Source organism: Pseudoalteromonas sp. UCD-33C (assembly GCF_001306895.1).
GTDB lineage: Bacteria > Pseudomonadota > Gammaproteobacteria > Enterobacterales > Alteromonadaceae > Pseudoalteromonas.
Genome location: NZ_LJTB01000002.1, coordinates 589,417 through 610,597 on the forward strand (window position 1 = coordinate 589,417; position 21,181 = coordinate 610,597).

General features: G+C 40.3%; 16 protein-coding genes. 8 read left to right on the plus strand and 8 right to left on the minus strand.

Annotated elements, in window-relative coordinates; all coding sequences use genetic code 11:
• Positions 1-588: 588 nt before the first annotated feature.
• On the plus strand, positions 589-2,214 hold the full coding sequence (locus AOG26_RS05935) for an alpha-glucosidase family protein (protein WP_054561652.1): 1,626 nt from the start codon (positions 589-591) through the stop codon (positions 2,212-2,214).
• 60 nt (positions 2,215-2,274) lie between these two features.
• Here AOG26_RS05935 and AOG26_RS05940 read toward each other — a convergent pair whose 3' ends face one another.
• On the minus strand, positions 2,275-2,823 hold the full coding sequence (locus AOG26_RS05940) for a TIGR00645 family protein (protein WP_054561653.1): 549 nt from the start codon (positions 2,821-2,823) through the stop codon (positions 2,275-2,277).
• A gap of 238 nt (positions 2,824-3,061) precedes the next feature.
• Between AOG26_RS05940 and AOG26_RS05945 the strand changes: the two genes are divergently transcribed.
• Positions 3,062-3,304, plus strand: coding sequence for a hypothetical protein (locus tag AOG26_RS05945; protein WP_054561654.1), 243 nt, complete (start codon positions 3,062-3,064; stop codon positions 3,302-3,304).
• A gap of 67 nt (positions 3,305-3,371) precedes the next feature.
• Here the strand turns inward: AOG26_RS05945 and AOG26_RS05950 are convergent, their stop codons facing one another.
• The 4 genes from AOG26_RS05950 to AOG26_RS05965 all read right to left on the minus strand — a co-directional run bounded on the left by AOG26_RS05950 (position 3,372) and on the right by AOG26_RS05965 (position 10,563).
• Positions 3,372-3,557: a YrhK family protein gene (locus tag AOG26_RS05950; RefSeq protein WP_054561655.1), complete on the minus strand. Its 186-nt coding sequence runs from the start codon at positions 3,555-3,557 to the stop codon at positions 3,372-3,374.
• Positions 3,558-3,566: 9 nt separating this feature from the next.
• Entirely contained in the window at positions 3,567-4,022 is a 456-nt protein-coding gene (locus AOG26_RS05955; protein WP_054561656.1) for a carboxymuconolactone decarboxylase family protein, read from the minus strand.
• 145 nt (positions 4,023-4,167) lie between these two features.
• Positions 4,168-6,828, minus strand: a complete 2,661-nt coding sequence (gene topA / locus AOG26_RS05960) for a type I DNA topoisomerase (RefSeq protein ID WP_054561657.1) — start codon at positions 6,826-6,828, stop codon at positions 4,168-4,170.
• Between the two features lie 309 nt (positions 6,829-7,137).
• A complete protein-coding gene (locus AOG26_RS05965; RefSeq protein WP_054561658.1) occupies positions 7,138-10,563 on the minus strand; it encodes a hypothetical protein in 3,426 nt (1,141 codons plus the stop codon).
• Positions 10,564-10,755: 192 nt separating this feature from the next.
• On the opposite strand from AOG26_RS05965, the gene AOG26_RS05970 reads away from it, so the two are divergent.
• Entirely contained in the window at positions 10,756-12,087 is a 1,332-nt protein-coding gene (locus AOG26_RS05970; RefSeq protein ID WP_054561659.1) for a dicarboxylate/amino acid:cation symporter, read from the plus strand.
• A 64-nt stretch (positions 12,088-12,151) separates the two neighbouring features.
• On the opposite strand, the gene sohB is transcribed toward AOG26_RS05970, so the two are convergent.
• The gene (sohB, locus tag AOG26_RS05975; RefSeq protein ID WP_054561660.1) at positions 12,152-13,168 is read right to left on the minus strand and encodes a protease SohB; all 1,017 of its coding nucleotides are present in this window, start codon (positions 13,166-13,168) and stop codon (positions 12,152-12,154) included.
• A gap of 115 nt (positions 13,169-13,283) precedes the next feature.
• On the minus strand, positions 13,284-15,716 hold the full coding sequence (locus tag AOG26_RS05980; protein WP_054561661.1) for a VolA/Pla-1 family phospholipase: 2,433 nt from the start codon (positions 15,714-15,716) through the stop codon (positions 13,284-13,286).
• 228 nt (positions 15,717-15,944) lie between these two features.
• On the opposite strand from AOG26_RS05980, the gene AOG26_RS05985 reads away from it, so the two are divergent.
• The gene (locus tag AOG26_RS05985) at positions 15,945-16,688 is read left to right on the plus strand and encodes a YciK family oxidoreductase (RefSeq protein ID WP_054562005.1); all 744 of its coding nucleotides are present in this window, start codon (positions 15,945-15,947) and stop codon (positions 16,686-16,688) included.
• A 59-nt stretch (positions 16,689-16,747) separates the two neighbouring features.
• Here AOG26_RS05985 and pssA read toward each other — a convergent pair whose 3' ends face one another.
• Complete coding sequence (gene pssA, locus AOG26_RS05990; protein WP_054561662.1) at positions 16,748-18,073, minus strand: CDP-diacylglycerol--serine O-phosphatidyltransferase; 1,326 nt, start codon at positions 18,071-18,073, stop codon at positions 16,748-16,750.
• Positions 18,074-18,361: 288 nt separating this feature from the next.
• Between pssA and trxB the strand changes: the two genes are divergently transcribed.
• The 4 genes from trxB (at position 18,362) to infA (ending at position 21,139) form a co-directional block, all read left to right on the plus strand.
• The gene (gene trxB, locus AOG26_RS05995; RefSeq protein ID WP_054551466.1) at positions 18,362-19,312 is read left to right on the plus strand and encodes a thioredoxin-disulfide reductase; all 951 of its coding nucleotides are present in this window, start codon (positions 18,362-18,364) and stop codon (positions 19,310-19,312) included.
• 104 nt (positions 19,313-19,416) lie between these two features.
• On the plus strand, positions 19,417-20,133 hold the full coding sequence (gene aat, locus AOG26_RS06000) for a leucyl/phenylalanyl-tRNA--protein transferase (RefSeq protein WP_054561663.1): 717 nt from the start codon (positions 19,417-19,419) through the stop codon (positions 20,131-20,133).
• Entirely contained in the window at positions 20,126-20,830 is a 705-nt protein-coding gene (locus AOG26_RS06005) for an arginyltransferase (protein WP_054561664.1), read from the plus strand. The genes aat and AOG26_RS06005 overlap by 8 nt, the downstream gene beginning before the upstream one ends.
• A 90-nt stretch (positions 20,831-20,920) precedes the next feature.
• Positions 20,921-21,139 carry a translation initiation factor IF-1 gene (gene infA / locus AOG26_RS06010; protein ID WP_002962494.1) on the plus strand — a complete coding sequence of 73 codons (219 nt, stop codon included), beginning with the start codon at positions 20,921-20,923 and terminating at the stop codon, positions 21,137-21,139.
• The last annotated feature ends 42 nt before the right edge of the window (positions 21,140-21,181 follow it).

Genomic DNA, 21,181 nt, shown 5'->3' on the forward strand with positions numbered 1-21,181 from the left:
GAATATTAACGCTCTGATTATTTTCTTAACAAATTTATGCATACGTATTCAGCGTAGTCCACCACCACGAACATTAACAACATTTTTACAAAATAGAATTGTAACTATATGAATATAAATGATTTATCAATTTTATTGTGTGATTTAATAGTATTGAAACATTTTCGCTATATTTTCGCCCCAAATTTGGTTACACAAATAGGTACTAAGCCATTTATCTCGGTTAAATGGTGACTTAACGCAATTATTAAAGGTAGTAGTCTATACCAATGATAATTGGTCTTACCAATACAACCCCTGCACCATTATGGTGTAAGCCAGCTATATTATGCACCAAGCTGGCGTTCGCGATCATAATTAAAACCCAGCAAACCTAATTGGTAAATTTTATTGATAGAAATTCGAGTTGTTTACTTTTAAATCAAGTTAATAAATTTTACTGAGAACAAAGATGAATTTGGCGTGCATACGTATGCAGAGTTTTTACAGTATCTCACCCTTCACGTATGCTTTTGACATTCCGGCAACATAGTGCATTAACGGTTGCCTAACAGTTTACATACACTGAGTGTCACGATGGAGAAAAACATGGCTCAAAAGCAGTGGTATAAAGGTGCGGTTATTTATCAAGTTTACCCGCGCAGTTTCCAAGACACCAATGGCGATGGCATTGGTGATATCAAAGGTATCATTGATCGTATTGATTATATTAAAAGCCTAGGTGTTGATGCTATTTGGGTTTCGCCTTTCTTTAAATCACCAATGAAAGACTTTGGTTATGACATCAGTGACTATCGTGATATCGACCCATTGTTTGGTAACCTTGACGATTTTGATGAACTCATCGCACAAGCTCATCAACGTGATATTAAGATCATTATTGATCAGGTATTGAGCCATACCTCAGATCAACATCAATGGTTCCTTGATAGCCGTGAAGATAAAACCAACGACAAATCAGATTGGTACGTTTGGGCTGATGCAAAGCCTGATGGCACACAGCCAAATAACTGGTTATCAATTTTTGGTGGCCCTGCATGGCAATGGGAACCGCGTCGTGGTCAATATTACTTACATAACTTCTTTGCTGAGCAGCCAGATTTAAACTTCCATAACCCTGAAGTACGCAAAGCAGTATTAGATAATGTTGAGTTTTGGCTGAAGAAAGGCGTTGATGGCTTCCGTTTAGATGCAATTAACTTTTGCTATCACGATGCTCAATTACGTGATAATCCAGCTAAGCCACCAGAGAAACGTCAAGGCCGTGGCTTTAGCGAAGACAACCCTTATGCGTTCCAGTATCACTACTACAATAATACGCAACCTGAAAACCTTAGTTTTATGCAGGACATTCGTGCCCTACTAAACAAGTACCCTGGTACAGTTGCATTAGGAGAAATCTCATCTGAAGATTCACTCGCAACCATGGCTGAGTACACATCAGGTGGTGACAAACTTCATATGGGTTATAGCTTTGAGCTACTTACTAACGACTATAGCGCGGAATATATTCGTACTACAGTTAGCACTTTAGAGCAGCGCATGACTGAAGGTTGGCCATGTTGGGCATTTAGCAACCACGACGTTGAACGTGTTGCTAGCCGTTGGAGTCAAGGTGAAAAAATTGAGCCTCAGCAATGTAAGATGCTAACAGCCCTACTTGCTTCGTTACGTGGTAGCGTTTGTATGTACCAAGGTGAAGAACTTGGTTTAGGTGAAGCTGAAGTTGCATTTGAAGACTTACAAGACCCATATGGCATTACATTTTGGCCAAACTTTAAAGGACGTGACGGGTGTCGTACACCAATGCCATGGAATGCAGCAGATGCTGAGCAAGCAGGTTTCTCAACAGTAAAACCTTGGCTACCTGTGGGCGATGCGCACAAATCAGTCGCCGTAAATACGCAAGATCAAGATAAAGATTCAATTTTGAATGCTTATCGTGAATTTATGGCATGGCGTAAAGATAAGAACGTATTGTTAGAAGGCGATATTGAATTTATCGAAACGCAAGAGCCAGTGCTTGCTTTTTATAGAACGCTTAACGACACTAAAATGCTTTGTGCATTCAACTTAGGTGCACAAACTAGTGAACTGACAATCTCTGATTCTGTGTCTTCACAGCATACTGAGATATCTCATCACACAGCTGAATTAAACAATAATACAGTCACTCTGCCCGGGTTCGGTTGCTTTTACGCAACCCTGAATTAATAATCAGTTGTTAAAAACCAAGCCCTGCAATGCAGGGCTTTTTTATTCCTAATCGTGGTATTAGTGGTTCATGGTTTTACTATTGATGTAATCTGTGAGCGCAAACAACACCCCCGACACCACAAACGTGACATGTATTAACACCTTCCAGAGTAGCTCATCTGTTGAATGGTTGTTCGAGCTAATAAAGACTTTTAAAAGCTCCACAGCCGATATAGCGACAATAGCGCTTATCAGTTTCATCTTCAGACCCGAGAAACCAACTTTACCCATCCACACAGGCCTGTCTTCATGGTTGTCTATATTCAACTTTGACACAAAATTTTCGTAGCCACTGAAAATGATGATAAGCAAAAGCCCTGCTAGTAGCGCAGTGTCAACTAAAGTCAAAATACCTACCAAAAGCTCTTGGTTTGACGCAGTGAACGTATTTAAGGCCATACTGTATAAATACTTAAAGAACTTTAGCAGCAGTAATACTACAGCGACTAATAAGCCAATAAAGAATGGTGCTAATAACCAACGCGAGCGAAAGATAAAAGTCTCCACAACTTGCTCTAGTTTGCTTGGTACTTTCTTTATTTTTGAATGAGTCACTTGTTCAGACATAAGTTAGTTCACTTTTCTTTTAAAATTAGCGCGATAATACGTGTTTTGACCTTACGATTACCAGCATTAGAAGCAAAAGAATGGTTATTTTTTGCTTATCTTTACGATAAAAATTTTTCGTTATCTTTTTTTGAAATTTAGTTTATAAATTCACTCAAGCAAAGTGAGATACACATTGCGCACCATTACTGTGCAATTGAGCCGGTAATAATTACTTTTGTTGATTAGGAATAATTAAATGAAAAAAGCATTGCTAGCACTAATTTTGGCACCTGTTTTAAGCGTGTCAGCAACGAATGCAATCGCTAACGAAGCACCTGAAGCATCAGCTGAAATGATCAAAGAATACACTGAAATGTGCTTAAACTGGGCAAAAGATGATGACATCAGCAACGAAGAGTTAAAGCCATACGTATTAAAATGTTTAAACGATGAGCTTGAAGCTGAAGGCTATAAAAAAGTAAAAGACGTACAAATCTAATTTTACGCCTACTTAGAATATAGAAAAACCGGAATGACACAATGATGTGCGCTCCGGTTTTTTGTTTTTAATGACTGTAATAATCAGCTAATGCACTTAATAAAAATAATAACGAACCTACCATGAATAACACCACCCCCACTGTGGCATATTCTATAAATGCAGGTAGAAATAAGGTACTCCCAAAGAAAAAGGCGCATGCTGATATGATATTCACCAACGCATTAACTTTAGGTGCGAGTGTAAACTTCATGACCATTCCTTATTCTGTTAACTCAGGGATAAAGTGAAACGCTTTAACTATGCGATTCCAGCTGTTTATCTCAAGTACTACCGTCGTTAATACCACGATGTCTTTTTCGTTAAAAATAGCAGACACTTGGTTGTAAACATCGTCTTCAACATGTTTATCAATGATATTTGTTAAGGCTTCCGCCCAAGCGAGTGCTGCAGTTTCTTGTTCTGAAAATACAGGGACTTCACGCCAAGCGGCTAGTACATCGAGTCGCTGTTGACGCTCAGCTTGGCTTCTCAGCTCTGCTGAATGCATATGCTGACAAAACCCACAGCCATTAATTTGCGACACTCTTAGTCTTACTAAATCAGCGAGCTTCGCGGTTATATTTGTATCTTCTGGCAGTGCGCTGAGCCCAGTTAAATGTTTAACAAGTCCTGGGTTGAGTGAATATAGCTGCTGTTGTGATAAACGTGTTTGCATTTTAAATCTCCTGTCTTGATGTTGATGACAGAATAACAACAGCCTAAAAGCAAATATTGGTAAAAAACGACATTCGCAGTGTCATACAAGCACAAAAAAGGGATTGCAATTGCAATCCCTTTTTATAATCAAGATAGATGTAAATTTACTTTTTAGCCGCCGCTTTTTTCTTAGCTGGGGCTTTCTTTTTGCTCTCTTCTACCCACTTGCCATTTTGGTAGTGAGCAGTCCAGCCTGTGGCTTTACCATCTACTTCACTCATTACATACTGCTCTTTATTTTTACGGCTGTAACGAACAACTGAAGGATTACCATCAGGGTCTTTTGCAGGTGCGTCAGCAAGGTAATAAAACTTTTCAGAAATACGGTCTCTGAAACGTTTTAATTCTTCCACTTTTGGCGCACGCGTTTCACGTGATTTAGGGAAGGTATTTGCAGCTAAGAAAATACCCGATGCACCATCACGCAGTACAAAGTAAGCTTCTGATTTTTCACATTCAAGTTCAGGTAAATGAACTGGATCTTCTTTTGGTGGCGCGGCTTCACCGTTTTTAAGTAACTTACGTGTATTTTTACACTCTTCATTACTACAACCGAAGTACTTACCAAAACGACCCGATTTTAACTGCATATCTGAGCCACATTTATCACATTCGATAATTGGGCCGTCGTAACCTTTAATTTTAAAGGTACCTTGTTCAACGATATAACCCTTACACGCTGGATTGTTACCGCACACATGTAATTTACGTGTTTCGTCGATCAGGTATGAATCCATTGCCGTTTCACAGATTGGGCAACGCTTCATTTGCATCAAAGATTCAGTTTCTACGTCTTCCACATCTGCCGCAATAGCTTCATCACCTGGCACCAAGTTCATGGTCGTAGTACAACGCTCTTTAGGTGGCAGATTGTAACCCGTACAACCTAAGAATACACCGGTTGATGCAGTACGAATCCCCATCTTACGACCACAAGTCGGACAATCGATATCAGTCTCGACCATTTGGTTTTGGCGCATACCACCGCGCTCTTCGTCGCCTGAGGCAATTTCAAGCTGAGTTGAAAAGTCTGCATAGAATTTATCAAGAACTTGTGTCCAAACACGCTCACCTTCTGCGATATCATCCAGACGACCTTCCATCTTAGCGGTAAAATCAAAGTTCATCAGGTCTTCGAAGTTCTCGACTAAGCGGTCTGTAACAATCTCACCCATTTTTTCGGCGAAGAAACGGCGGTTTTCAACACGTACATAACCACGGTCTTGGATCGTTGAGATAATAGATGCATACGTAGAAGGACGACCGATGCCGCGCTTTTCTAATTCTTTAACTAAGCTTGCCTCACTAAAACGTGCAGGTGGCTTTGTAAAATGCTGTTTAGGGTCTAACTCAACAAGCGAGAGTACATCACCTTCTTTAACCGCAGGTAGTGATTGATCTTCTTCGTTCTTTTTACGAACAGCCGGCTGAACTTTAGTCCAACCATCAAAGCGAAGCACGCGGCCTTTTGCTTTTAACTGATAATCACCAGCACCAACTGTTAAGGTTGTTAAATCGTATTCTGCAGGAACCATCTGGCAGGCAACAAATTGACGCCAAATTAATTCATACAGTTTTTTCGCATCCGCTTCAACACCGTCTAAGTGACCAGACAACACAGTAACACTAGAAGGACGAATCGCTTCGTGCGCCTCTTGTGCATTACCTTTAGAGCTATAACTAATCGGTGCTTTCGGTAAATACTTCTCACCAAACTGCTCGGTCACGTAATCACGACACATTTCAACCGCATCTTTCGATAAGTTAGTTGAATCGGTACGCATATAAGTAATGTGACCTGCTTCATATAAGCGTTGAGCCAGCATCATGGTCTTCTTAACACCATAACCTAGGCGTGTACTTGCTGCCTGTTGCATGGTTGAAGTAATAAATGGTGCGCTTGGTTTACTCTTACTAGGCTTTTCTTCAACGCTAATGACCTTGTAGTCAGCTTTTTCAAGTTGACTAACGGCAGACATCGCCTGCTCTTCATTAACTGGCTTAAAAGGCTTGTCAGCGTGTTTGGTCACTTCTAGGCGTAAAGCTGCTTCTGTATTTTTAACATCAGCATGGATATCCCAGAACTCTTCAGGAATAAATGCTTTGATTTCGCGTTCACGTTCAACAAGTAAACGTACTGCGACAGATTGCACACGACCGGCTGATAAGCCACGTGCCACTTTAGCCCACAGTAATGGCGACACCATAAAACCCACTACACGGTCAAGGAAACGACGCGCTTGCTGTGCGTAAACCATGTCAGTGTTTAATTCACCGGGTGTTTCGAATGCTTGCTGAATCGCATTCTTAGTGATCTCGTTAAAAACAACTCGCTTATACTTTTCAGGTTCACCGCCGATAATCTGTTCAAGGTGCCATGCAATGGCTTCCCCTTCTCTATCCAAATCGGTTGCGAGATAGATTTTATCGGCGTTTTCAGCAAGCTTTTTTAATTCTTGAACAACTTTCTCTTTGCCCGGTAAGACTTCGTAATGTGGTTCCCAGCCTTTTTCAGGATCAATACCCATGCGAGCAACAAGATTTTTATAATCGCGTTGCTTTTTATAGGCAGCTTTTTCTTCTGGTGACATTTTTCGAACTTCAGCAGGCGTTTTCGTCGCTGCAGTCTTCGTTTTGCCTGAACCTGAAGTTGGTAGATCACGCACATGTCCAACGCTGGACTTTACGATGAAATCGTTACCTAAGTATTTATTAATTGTTTTTGCCTTTGCTGGAGACTCTACAATTACAAGTGATTTGCCCATAGCTGCCTATTTCTGACCGAGTATTTTAAAAGTTTTTTGCCCTTATAAATGTATATCCATCACATTACACAAATAAGTATGATTTTTTAACATTGGAGCACGAATATTTATAGGTATATCTACAAACACCAATTGTTACAAGCTTTTAATAGAAACTTTTCTTCATTGAGTGAATAATTAAACAATTTTTGTTGCTAATTTAGTCAATGTGGTGTTTTGCGGTAATTTCAAGGGGAATATATAGAACAGCAACAAAAATGCCAACCTTCTGGTTGGCATTTTTTTAAATTTAAACAATTATCTACTTAATTAGCCATCGTCACTTATTGCTATTGTAGCAGTTGATACATTGTCTTTACCTGTTGTGAATTCAACAGTTAAGAAACCATCTGTTTTATCATTTGGATCAGCTTCACGGCTAATCGTAAGGGCAACCCCAGTCGCTGTTGTTTGGCTTGTATTACCAATATCAAAACCAGATGTACCACTATAATCACCATTATCTGCACTAATTGCAACCGCGGTGCCTGAAGGCATTGGGTTGTTGTAAATATCAGAGAAATAAAGCTCAAAACTCAGCGCTGACAACTGGTTACCTGAATCAGCGGTAGTAATGTTAATTGAGCCTAAATCACAGTAGTCAGTATTCGCTGTGGCTTCTAAACGAGCAATAATAGCACCTGACTGCGTATCTGCTTGTCGATAAATTGTACTACAGTTCTCAATATCCACAGCAAGTTGCATTGCATTATCTGTAAATACAGTTGGATCGTCTTCTGTTGTTTCAGCAAGTGCTTCAGCAAAGCGGTTACGTAGCTCATCTTTTGTTACTACAAAACGACTGTATGCAAAGCTTCCTGACATAATAATCTCAAATGAGTCACGAACATCAATAAGCTCTTTGGTACATAAAGTCTCAAATGTTGCGTCTTCATCAGGATCTGTCGCGGCTGCAGAGCACTCAAGACCATTGTATTTACCATCAGCAAGTGTATGCATCTCATTTAAGTCAATATCGAAGTTTTCTTCTGTATGACCTGCATTAGTATTCGTTGCACTACATGGGTCGCTTGCATCACCTTCTTGACAGTTTTCAGCAGCTTTGGTGACCGCTGCTGTAACTGGGTCATAAATTGCAGCTAGACCGTCATAAACGCCATTTTCATTATGATCAACAGACGCTTCAGGTAAGTCATAACCACTGTAATACTCATTTTTGTCATAACGTCCATTACCATTGATGTCGATAAATGACTCTTGACCTTTTGCAGTCACAAGTACTGTTGCGCGACCACCGAGAGGTACACCATCATCATCAAACGCAGCATTTAAAATACCCGCCATACAAGGTGCTGCCACACCAAAATATAGGTCGCAGTTAATTGCACTTGTTTTTGGGTTAGTGCTATTGATTTTATTGCCCCATTTATCTTCACTAAATGGAATCGGGTTTTGTGAGCGCCACTGTGCAACGCACGCACCATCAACCGTGTTACATTCAAGTTGAGGGTTAAACTCCTCACCATCTAATGTCCCTACAGCGCCACCTTCAGTAGTTATATAAACTGAAGTCCCATCGGGTACAGGGTTGTTAAAATGATCTGCAACATAAACCGAAATATCTGTGGTATCGCCAGGGTAATTTAACGCTTCAATATTGATTGTTTCAGGCGCAGCCGTAAAGCTGTTCCCATCAGGTAAGCCAGAGCTGATTGAAACAAGATCTGATACGCTTGTTACTTGCTCATCAAGTGCAACTAACGAAAGCTCACCAGAAGGACATGAAACATTGCTATCACGGTTTGCTTCATCTTTAAGGCACTCGTCATAAAGCTCTTTCCAACAAGTTACATTATCATTTTGATTTGCAGGGATCTGCTCATCAGGAATATAACAGGCTTGTACACGCACTGCTTGTGGAACAAAACCAGAGTTTATCTGAATTCGAGCTAAACCTTCTGAGTCAGTTGACACGCTGGCATGAGAATAACCACTTGCATCTGTAACTTCAGAGAGTGAAATTCCACCATTGGTAGAGGTTAAACGAAAATCTAAACGTTTTTGCTTCGCAACGTTACCAATTGCATCGGTAAGTTTAAAAGTAAGTTGGCTTGTTTCTTGGCGTGAAACACCACCCGTTCCTTTTAGAGCAAGCACATTTTCTGTCGCTTCTACAAATTCGATTGAGCTTACTTCAGCTGCTGATACAGGCACATTCACTGATACCACTTTTGGTGTTCCACCAGTTAGTACTGTCGCTGTTACTGTATCGCCCTGTGAAGTATTACAGCCGTTGCTTCTGTATGTTGCTGTAGCAATGCCGCTAATACTCGTCGCGGTTTCATCCATTACAGATAAATCTGATTCAACACACCCTGAAGTGAACTCAACATCAAGAGGAGAAACATATAAATCACCAGCTGCATCATAAATTGTTACTGTAATAACAGTAGTCGCACCTGCAGCAAGCGGCACAAATTCGTCATCAATAACATTGCCTGAGTCATCAAGCTTGTTATATAAACCATTTGAAATTTCAACGCTTAATTCAGCTGTCGCAATTTCAAATGCTTTTGAAGAAGTCACAGACTTAGCAGTCACAGTAACCTCGCCCGCACCACTATTGGCGCCAGGCTGTAATTTTAAAATGGCAAAGCCAAAGTTGTCAGTCAGGGCTTTTCCAGATTCTGGTAATAAACCACCAAGATCTGTTGAAAGCTCAGCGATAATACCGTCGATACCGTCGCCCGAGCTTGTATCTGTCACTTTAACCATTACATCGATAAGTTCGTCAGATGAGAATTGATTTACAACTGTACACCCTGACGTTAAGTAAGTAGTTTCAAGAGATGTTGTACTGCGATTGGCATCCCAATCAGTCGCACAGCCTTGAAGTAGTTTAACATCAAGCTCAGCTTCAGCACTTTCAACTGGGGCATCATCACCATTTGAAATAAAGCCTGCGATTTTTGTGATACTGTTACCACTTTCATCTGTGTAAGTTGCAACGACTTGACCTGCACCTTTTGAGTCACCACTGCTAAGCGTTACAAATGCCTCACCATTTTCATCGGTAAGGGCTGTGCCTAGTACTGGTGTAATTTTACCTGTGTAGTTAGTGGTAAATGAAATAAGTTGCCCATCGAGTGGCGTGTCTTCATCAAGTAAAGTCGCAGTAACCGTACCTTTGTTATCTTTACTCACTGGATTATCTAGAGAGAATGGCTGACCTGAGCTATCTACGATGTTAAGGCTTAGCGTAATACTACCGCTAACACTCGAGTCATCTGTTTCAGAGCCATCTGATGTAAAACCAAACGTATCAGTATATGTCTCACTATCAATTACATATGTAGCAGTAACAATACCTGCCCCCGCAGTATCACCCGCAGTTAACGTAATTGATGCAACACCATCAGAATCAGTTAAATCTGTTCCAGAAACTGGGTCTAATAGACCTATGTCACCATCTAGACTGAAATTAATAACTGCACCTACAACGGCTTCGTCATTATTAGTCAATGTTGCCGAGATGGTTAACGGTGTGTCAGCTGTAACTGCACTCGCTTCATCTGTAGTAGATTGGTTGTAGCCTTGAACAGACACAACATAGTTTGTTTCTACGGTTGTGTCATCATCTCCATCGGATGAATCACTATCTAATGATCCTCCACCGCCACAGGCGGCTAACAATGAGATGAAAACTAAAACACTTAGCCATCGCAATAAAGGCATCGACCTCTCCCTAGTTAGCTATTTTTTACTTATTTGATTGTTTACCTAATATTAACCTAAAAATTAAACGAAGATCATAATTTTTTTCCTTTAAAGGCAACGAAATTATTTAACTATTTATCGAATTTTTCTGTATAAAAATCTTGATGCTGGTAGTCTATGGCAAAATTTATAAAAAAATAGACTGGGTGTATGTCAAAAGTACGATCTTTAAGCCTTACATCTCGTATCATGGTAGGTATGGTACTGGGTGTAATCGTTGGTTTTATCTTTCAAGCCATTTTAGCGGGTGAAGACGATTTCCTTATTCCACTAGGGTTATTCTCTTTACCAATTAAATCATTTTTTGTTGATGGTATTTTCCATGTTGGTGGTCAAATTTTCATTGCAAGCTTAAAGATGCTTGTGGTGCCACTGGTTTTTGTATCATTAGTCTGTGGTACTTGTAGCTTAAGCGACCCTAAAAAATTAGGCCGTTTAGGCGGTAAGTCAATTTTGCTTTATTTAGCAACGACCGCAATTGCGATTACTGTTGCTATTACCTTAGCCTTATTAGTTAACCCAGGTGAAGGAATCAATTTACCTTCGGATGCTAACTACAGTGCAAAAGAAGCACCTACCCTTGCGCAAGTCATTATCGGTATGTTCCCAACAAACCCTATTGATGCTATGGCAAGTGGTAATATGCTACAGGTTATTGTTTTTGCATTATTATTCGGTGTTGCTATGGCCCTTAGCGGTAAAGCAGGCCAACGTGTTGCAAATGTTTTTGAAGACTTAAACACTGTTATTTTAAAGCTAGTTACCTTACTTATGAACATCGCACCTTATGGCGTGTTCTTCTTGATGGCAAAACTCTTTACAACCATCGACTTAAAGCTAATTATGAGCCTTGCTTTATACTTCGGTGTGGTTGTATTTGCACTTCTGTTCCACGGTTTAGTTAACTACAGTGTCTTGTTAAAGTTATTTACCGGCCTTAACCCAATTACGTTTTTAAAGAAGATGAAAAACGCTTGCCTATTTGCATTTAGTACATCTAGCTCAAGTGCAACTATGCCTATTACCCTTGAAACTGCGAGCAAGAAGTTAGGTGCGCACAACTCAGTTGCTTCGTTTACTGTGCCTTTAGGCGCAACCATTAACATGGACGGCACAGCAATTATGCAAGGTGTTGCGACCGTGTTCATCGCACAGGTATTTTCAGTTGATTTAACAATTTCTGATTACTTAATGGTAATTTTAACCGCAACACTTGCTTCTGTGGGTACTGCGGGTGTACCTGGTGTTGGTCTTATTATGTTAGCCATGGTGTTAAACCAAGTAGGATTACCTGTAGAAGGTATTGCTATCATCATTGGTGTTGACCGTTTACTCGATATGACACGTACCGCTGTCAACGTAACCGGTGACTGTATGGTTACCTGTGTGGTTGCAAAATCTGAAGGTGAATTTGATGAGGACGTATTTAACGACCCAAATGCCGCTAAAGATTTAGAGGACTATCATAAGTCAATTAAGTAATTACTTATCTGCAGCCCATAAAAAAACCCGCTAAGTTAGCGGGTTTTTTATTGATAGTGCTTGATTATGGATTTAAGCCTTTAAAACGTGACATTAAACTAACACCCGCTTTACTTAATCCAGAACTTAAACCAACGGCTAGCTTATCGCTTAAATTCTTCTTTATACGGTATTTAACTTTATAAATTTGACGCTCTTTCGCTTGGCTCAATAAGATATCATCACTTGTGTCAATCTTATCAACTAAACCTTTATCGAACGCTTGGGTAGCAAACCAATGCTCACCGGTTGCAACAGTATCAATATCTAGAGATGGACGCTGCTCACTCACAAAGGTTTTAAATAAACCGTGAGTCTGTTCAATTTCTTCTTTGAATTTTTCACGGCCTTTATCAGTATTCTCACCAAAAATAGTTAACGTGCGTTTGTACTCACCTGCGGTGATTTGCTCAAAATCAACATCATTCTTTTTCAAGATTTTATTAAAGTTAGGAATTTGTGCAATAACGCCAATCGAGCCAACAATTGCAAAAGGTGCTGCAATAATCTCATTGGCCACACAGGCCATCATATAGCCACCACTTGCTGCTACTTTATCAATAGCAACAGTTAAATGAATTCCAGCATTACGTAAGCGTTGTAGTTGAGAGGCAGCAAGGCCATAGCCGTGTACCACACCACCACCACTTTCAAGGCGTACCAGCACGCGATCTTTTTCTTTGTCGGCAATGGTTAAAATAGCGGTAATTTCTTCTCGTAGGCTTTCTACTTCGTGGGCATCAACACTGCCATTAAAGTCAATTACATATAAACGTGATTTAGGCTCGTCGTTTTGCTGTTTTTTAGTCTCAGCTTTTTGCTGTTTTTGGTGAGCCTTGAGCTCTTTTTTTGAAAGAGTATTTTCGATAAAGCTTTGTTTTAGATCATCAAGTTGCTCACTCAAATCATCAATCGTTATCTCCCCTTTCTTCGCTTTGGGTTTCACTGTAGCGCCCATGATAATGGCAACAATCACAGCAATTGCGATGACAAATGTCAGGGTCTTTGCAAAAAATAACCCGTATTCATATAAAAATTCCAATCAAACTCTCCATTTATTATTGCATCGGCACAATTTACCACGCTTTAAAGTAAAAAAAAGCCACATGATGTGGCTTTTTACTTAATTGGTTATTACTTAATTAGTAAGGTTTCGATTATTCAGTAACGACTTCTGTATTAGTAACCTGAAGATACTGACCACGGCTAGCTAGGAAAGTCGCGATTTGCAATTGCATTTCTGCAGTTGCCGCCGCACTTTCTTCAGCAGTTGCACCTGAATCTGCCGTTGCAGCAGGTGTTAACACTGAACTGTGATGGCCTTTAGTGAATTTAACCACATAACTCATTGCATCAGCTGTTGGACCTTGTGTTTCAGCTACCGTTGATAAACCCATTAAGTTAGCAAGAGGTAAACTACCAGCAATTGGGTTACTCGCTACCATAGGTGGAATAACCATATCAGCATTATTATTTTCACCATCACCTACTACTACGCTCATGTATACTGGCGTGCCAAGTGCTGCAACAGATGCTGCGTAGTTAGATGGGTCGCCGCTATCAAGTGCTGTTTGCGCAGCAAAGGCAAACTGAGTGATCACACTTTGAATGTTGGCTAATTTTGCTGTTTCGCCTGCCATTGTTAACGAACTTACGTACTCTTTATAAGCACATGTAACGAAAGCCGTTTGGTTAGACGCAAGTGAACCACAGTTCGATAGCGCTTCATTTTGAGTATAAGCACCAAACTCCGCTGATTCAGCTGTGCCTGCTGCAAGTAATACAGAGCCTTGTACAAATGGGCCAAATGTATTTGACTCAATTAAGAAGCTGGCGATACCACCGCCACCACTGGCAAGTGCTACGCTTTTAACGTTGAACATTGGATCAACTTGGTCAGCTAGCGGTGCATTAGTCACAGCAACAAATGCTGGAGCAACTACCGAGCCTAATGAATGGCCTAAGAATGATACATCTTGCGCATTTAAATCAGCAGCACCTGTAAAGTTAAGACCTAAGCGTAAGCCAAGTAAATCAGCAACTGATTGGCGTAAGCTATCACGCGCTACTAATAATGACTGTAAGTTCATATAGCTCAATACAGAACCTGTAGAGGCATTAAAGTCATCAGTACCGTCGCCGTCTACATCTACACCACGCTCACCATGCATAGGGTGATCGATTGCGGCTGTTGCAAAGCCTTGCATTGTTAGCTGTGCGGTAATAGCTAGCATATCTTCTTTTTTAGAAGTAATACCGTGCTGAAGGATAACAACAGGCCAGCCTGTCTCAGGCATGCTCAATGCATCTAAGCCAATATTTGCTCTAATAGCATTGATCACAGGTAAAATTGGTTTAGTAATTTGCACTGGCACATTAGCAATGCTTTGAGTTTTTGGAATTGTGTTGTACTTAGTTAAGTGTTTAGTTTGGTCTAAGCCTAAATCACGTAACTTGCCTTCACTTAACGCCATACAAAGGCCATCAGTTTCGCTAATTGGGTCTGTTGGGAATGAGTCACCGGCTGCTGCCGCATAACCTAACACAGCAACACCACTATCACATAAACCTTGCCAATAAGTCGCTGATAAGTCATCGACCGTTGTGCCTGTAGGCGTGGCTAAATACATAGGTAACATCACGCTACCTTTTTGATATTGCACACCGCCAAAAACAGGTGATAAACCAGTAATACCTTGTGATGCGAATACTTGCTCAACCGTAATAACAGGTTGCTCAGGAATTTGCACCATCGGCGTAGGTAGTGCATCTTGCGTTAAACTTGCAGCAAGAAGCTGTTTTACTGTACCAAGTACTTGACCTGCTGATTGCATTGTCATCGCAGCAGAATAGATAATTTCATCTTTTGTGATGGCACCACCCGATGTCACAGCATCTTCGTAGCTATTGATAACCGCTTGAAGTGACTTTTGCGAATCAGTGATAAGTGTTGTCTCTTCGCTCACTAGTGCATAAGTTGAAGATGGCTCAATTGAACGCCCTTCTGAGTCCATTAATGATGTTGTCAGAACATTAATGTAAGTGCTTCCCGCTTTAAATGGCTTAAGTGGGATAACAGCAACCGCATCACCAGAACCTTGAGTAATGAAGTCAACGCCAAAGGTTAATTCAGACACTAATTTACAAGCAATACCCGCTGGCACTTGCGAGCAAGTTTCATCTGTTTGGCTTGCACCCATTACAACTTCAAAAATACGCACAGCTCCTGGTGAAGCAGCAGAAGTCATATCAAGAGAAATACCCGCAGGAAAAGTTAAATCGATTTTAAACGGAGTTTGTGTTGACCAGCCATCAAGGGCACCAAGTGCAAGCTGAGGATCAGCATAAGCTGCACGTTCAACACTGACATTGTTGTCGTCTAATTCACCCGGCATGTTTAAAGTACCATCAAGGGTACCACTCATCAGTAAATCATTCGGTACTGAGATTACACTATTCGCTGGGTCAAATTTTACTGTCGCGGTTGGGAGAACAGGAGGATTATCATTTTTTACATCTTCTAATGTTTCTCCTCCACCACAGCCAGTAATGGCTGACGCAATGGCTAGTGAGAGTAGCAGTTTTTTCATAATTTCGCTCCGCGCAAATCTTATTGTTATTGTGTGTTCAGGGTTAAAAGTAGTTATTCTACTACCTTCATTCTAAGTTAATTTAATGTAATTAGGTTATTAATGAGACATTAGACCAGTTAAAGTTAACGTAAAGTTTCAATTTTCGCCACCTTAATTTGCAATAAATTCGATAACTTGGCTTTTTGCTATGGTAAAATGATGAAAAATCTAATCGATGGTACGTTTATGCATACTTATAAAGCCGCAGAGAATGCGCTAAAAGACAAAGTAATTTTAATAACAGGTGCTGGTGACGGCATTGGTCGTGTTGCCGCATTAACTTATGCTAAGCATGGTGCCACTGTTATTTTACTTGGAAAAACAACCAATAAACTTGAATGTGTTTATGATGAAATCGTAAATGCAGGCTATCCACAACCGGCTATTGTGCCAATGGACCTAAAAGGTGCCACAAAACAAAACTACCGTGACTTAGCTGCAACCATCGAAATGCAGTTCGGTAAGTTAGATGGTTTACTCAATAACGCTGGTATTTTAGGTTCATTGGGCCCACTTGAACATTTCTGTGTTTCTACCTTTGAAAACATCATGAAAGTGAATGTAACTGCACAAGCTATGATCACTAAATTCATGTTCCCACTGCTTCGCAAATCTGATAGCGCATCTGTTATTTTTACTTCGTCAGGTGTTGGTCGCCAAGGCCGTGAACACTGGGGGGCGTATGCAATCTCAAAATTTGCTGTTGAAGGTATGATGCAAACTTGGGCTTGTGAAGTGGGTAAAACCAATATTCGCGTAAACTGTATTAACCCAGGTGCTACCCGCACATCGATGCGTGCATCAGCATACCCTGGTGAAGATAGAGATAAGTTAGCAACACCAGAAGATTTAATGCCAACTTATTTATACTTGATGAGCGACGACTCTAAAGAGGTGAACGGCCAGTCTTTAGATGCTCAGCAAAAATAAAGCAGATTGCTAATACCTAGATACAAAAAAGCAGCTTTCGCTGCTTTTTTAATTTTCGATTAAATAAAACGTTTGATAATAAAATCAACTTTTACACGTTTAGCCTGCCCCAATAGCTTTTTAACCGGTGCAGGATAGTCATCCATCGTCTCTAAATCCTGTGGACCTGTTAAACGACGACAATGCTGCAAAATAGCTTGTTTTTCATTTTCTATTTGCTCAAGAATATGCTGCTTAGGGTCGTCAATTAAAATACCGTTTTCGATATCTAAGCCCCATGCGCGCGGATTTAAATTATGCCCACTTAATAAATGTAAGCGCTTATCTGAGCAAATCCCTTTTAAGTGAAAAGAATTACTTTCATGTTTCCAAAGGTAAACATTCAAATTACCATTACTGATGTGGCGTTTTTGTGACTTTAAAAACTTATACAAAATGGTTTCATATAAATAAGGTAATGCACCAATTTTACTAAACGGCTCACTTGGCGGCAGGTAAAAATCGTTTGCGGTTTTATCCCCTACCACAATAGTTACTTGCTTGCCTTGCTTCAATAAACGGCGTAATGAACGCATTAATGGTGCCGGAAAGTTAAAGTAAGGGGTATAAAGAACGAGTTCTTGCTCTGTGGTATCGAATAACGACTTAATTAAACGATTCAGCTTATTACTTCTGCGTCCTAAACCTAAAAATAAACGCACACCCAACTCACCGGCACTGGCTTCTGCAGCACTTTCGTAACTTGCCGATTTAAGTTCACGCATCAATTGTTTTTGCGCGACTTTAATATCATTAAACTTTACCAGTGGACGCATATCAATACGTGGCACTGCTGCTGAGCTTAAAAGATGTGTTTCTATAAATTCGATGACCGAATTACACAAACCAGCTTGGCGAACTAAAAAGTAGCGGTCTAAACGGTAACGTTCGTCTTGCTGCAGATACACATTATTTAAGCTTGCGCCGCTGTATAATAATGTGTCGTCAATCACAAAGCCTTTTAAATGCAGGACTCCGAAAAGCTCTTTGGCTTTTACTGGAACACCATGAACTTTAACATTTGATTGATACTGCTCTTGAAAATCACAATACATGCTGGCATTGCCATCAGACTTAGCCGCACCAATTAAACCACGTTGAGCACGGTGAAAATCAACGAGCACTTTTACTTCTAACTCAGGGTTAGCAAGTGATGCCTCATGTAACGCTGTTAATATTTCTCGCCCAGCTTCATCGTCTTGCAAATATAAAGCAGTAATATAAATTCTTTTTTTCGCTGCACCAATTAAACGCAATAGTTCAGTGCGATACTCTTTTGCATTGGTTAAGACTTGTACGTCTTCTGTAGTCAGCCCAAAAGCGGGCTTTTCCTGCCAAAATACCATAATTGCCTGTTCGTTTAGTTAGCTCATACCAAGAGCTAATATCAAAATTAGCTAAAACATACCAAAAAAATATTGCTTGGTCATGAATTACCGTACTTTGATCACAGAACAATTTGTAATTAGCCTGTTTTATGAGCAAAAAGAGTTATTTAAATTATAATAAGTAAGGATTATTTGACAGCTTAGCGATTTGACTAAAAAAATAATCAGGGCTTTTGTTTACATCCGCCTTGTTTTTCTTAGAATCGGGCGCATAGACATCGTATTGAAACGTTTTTAGGAAAAACCATGAGTGACGCAAAACACTGTAAACTATTAATCTTAGGTTCTGGCCCAGCAGGCTACACGGCAGCGGTATACGCAGCACGTGCCAACCTTAACCCTGTTCTTATCACTGGTATTCAGCAAGGTGGTCAATTAACGACAACCACTGAAGTTGAAAACTGGCCTGGCGATGCACACGGTTTAACAGGCCCAGCATTAATGGACCGTATGAAAGAACACGCTGAACGTTTCGAGACTGAAATTGTTTTTGATCATATTAATAAAGTTGATGTTTCAAAGCGCCCTTTCACTTTAACAGGTGACTCAGGCACTTATACGTGTGATGCATTAATTATCGCAACAGGCGCGTCGGCTAAATACTTAGGTTTAGAATCAGAGACTAACTTCCAAGGTCGTGGTGTTTCTGCTTGTGCAACCTGTGATGGTTTCTTCTACCGTGGTCAAAAAGTAGCGGTTGTAGGCGGTGGTAACACTGCTGTTGAAGAAGCACTTTACTTATCAAATATCGCTGATGAAGTTCACGTTATACATCGTCGTGACAGCTTCCGTAGTGAAAAAATCTTAGCTGATCGTTTAAAAGAAAAAGCTGAAAACGGTAACGTTGTTTTACATTATAATCGCACTTTGGATGAAGTACTTGGTGATGAAATGGGCGTAACTGGCATCCGTATTAAAGCAACTGATTCTGAAGAAACAGAAAACTTAGATCTTGCCGGTGTATTCATTGCAATTGGCCATAAGCCAAACACTGACATGTTTGAAGGTCAGCTAGAAATGAAAGACGGCTATTTAGTCGTTCAGTCTGGTTTAAACGGTAACGCAACACAAACAAGCGTACCAGGTGTATTTGCTGCAGGTGACGTGTCTGATCACATTTATCGTCAAGCAATCACATCAGCAGGTACGGGTTGTATGGCTGCACTTGATGCAGAACGCTTCTTAGATAACCTATAAAATAGTTGATCTAAAGCACTAAATACTAGGGGCTGTTGTAAACAGCCCCTTTTTTATAGCTAAATTTTTGTTAAAATCAGAGCAAATAACAACGATACGCTGATATGATCAAGCAACTGTACCAACTCTCGCCCGAGACTGTTGATTTTCCAGACCCAGAACTCGCCCTTGATGAGCCCGATGGCCTGTTGGCAATTGGCGGGGATTTATCAGTTGAGCGCATTAAAAATGCCTACAACACAGGTATTTTTCCTTGGTTTAGTGACTATGAGCCCATTATGTGGTGGTCACCTAGCATGCGTGGTGTTATTGAGCTAAATGAATTTCATGTTAGTCGCAGCTTAAAAAAGCATTTAAAGCGTTTTCCTGTGCGTGTCACCATAAATCATGCATTTTCCCACGTTATCAATGCCTGTCGTGAGCAACGTATCGATGCAGAAGGTACATGGATCACTGAGCAAATGATGCATGCCTACATTGAAGCGCACCACCAGGGTCTAGCGCACAGCCTTGAAATATGGCACCAAGATGAACTCGTAGCTGGTCTCTATGGCATTATGCAAAATGGCATATTTTGTGGTGAATCAATGTTTCATCAAGTCAGTAATGGCTCAAAGCTGGCGATGTGGGCATTAGTTAATTGGCTTAAGAAGCACCAAGCCCATTTTATTGATTGCCAACTAGAAAACCCTTATTTAATCACTTTAGGTGCAAAAGTTATCCCACGTAGAGAATTTTTAACTAGACTTAAATTAGCGCACAGTTATGTGCCTAAAAAAGATATGTGGCAACCACAAGAGTTGATTAATATTTATGACTGAGCACTTACCCGCTAGGCTTGGTTTAAGCCAGCAATTTGATTGCAGTTATTTACCCGACCGTCAGGAGCAACTACTTGTTATACTTGATCCAAGTTGTTATTGCCCTGATAAATTTGAACAGTTATTAGCATTGGGTTTTAGACGCAGTGGCGACCAAATCTATCGTCCACATTGCCCTATTTGTAATGCCTGTAATTCAGTGCGCGTTTTGGCCCAACAATTTACCCCTTCAAAATCGCAAAAGCGCAAATTAAATAAAGCAAATAAGGTTTTCACAGTCAGTTATAGTGAATACGAACGCGCAGAATATTACCCGTTATATTGCAAATACATCACGCAAAGGCATCAAGATGGTTCAATGTTTCCGCCTGATCAAAGTCAGTACGAAAGCTTTTTGTTTTGCCAGTGGCTACCCGTTACGTTCTTAGAGTTAAGAGATGGCGATAAATTAGTTGCTGTCGCGGTAACCGATTGCATGACCAATGCCCTATCAGCGATTTATACCTTTTTTGACCCTGATTATGAGCAATACAGTATTGGTAGCATCATGATCATGGAACAAATTAAATTTGCAAAACAACAAGCAAAACAATTTGTCTATTTAGGTTACCAAATCGACGAATGCACTAAAATGAAATATAAAACCCAATTTTTGCCTGCACAAAAGCACATTGGCGACGAGTGGTTGGCGATTTAATTTACAAAATTGAGCCCTGTAGCTTTACTTATTGCTGTATTTTCGGCAAAATCTGCAGCGTTTAACTATTAAAGAGGTGTTACGCTAAACATGGCGAAAGAAGACGTAATCGAAATGCAAGGTACGGTCCTTGATACTTTACCAAATACAATGTTCCGAGTTGAGCTAGAAAATGGTCACGTTGTTGTGGCTCATATCTCTGGTAAAATGCGCAAAAACTACATCCGCATCTTAACTGGCGACAAAGTAACCGTAGAAATGACTCCTTACGATTTATCGAAAGGTCGCATCGTATTCCGTGCTCGCTAAGTTAGTGCGTTAACGAGAGATTTAGCTTTTTGCTGCTTTGAA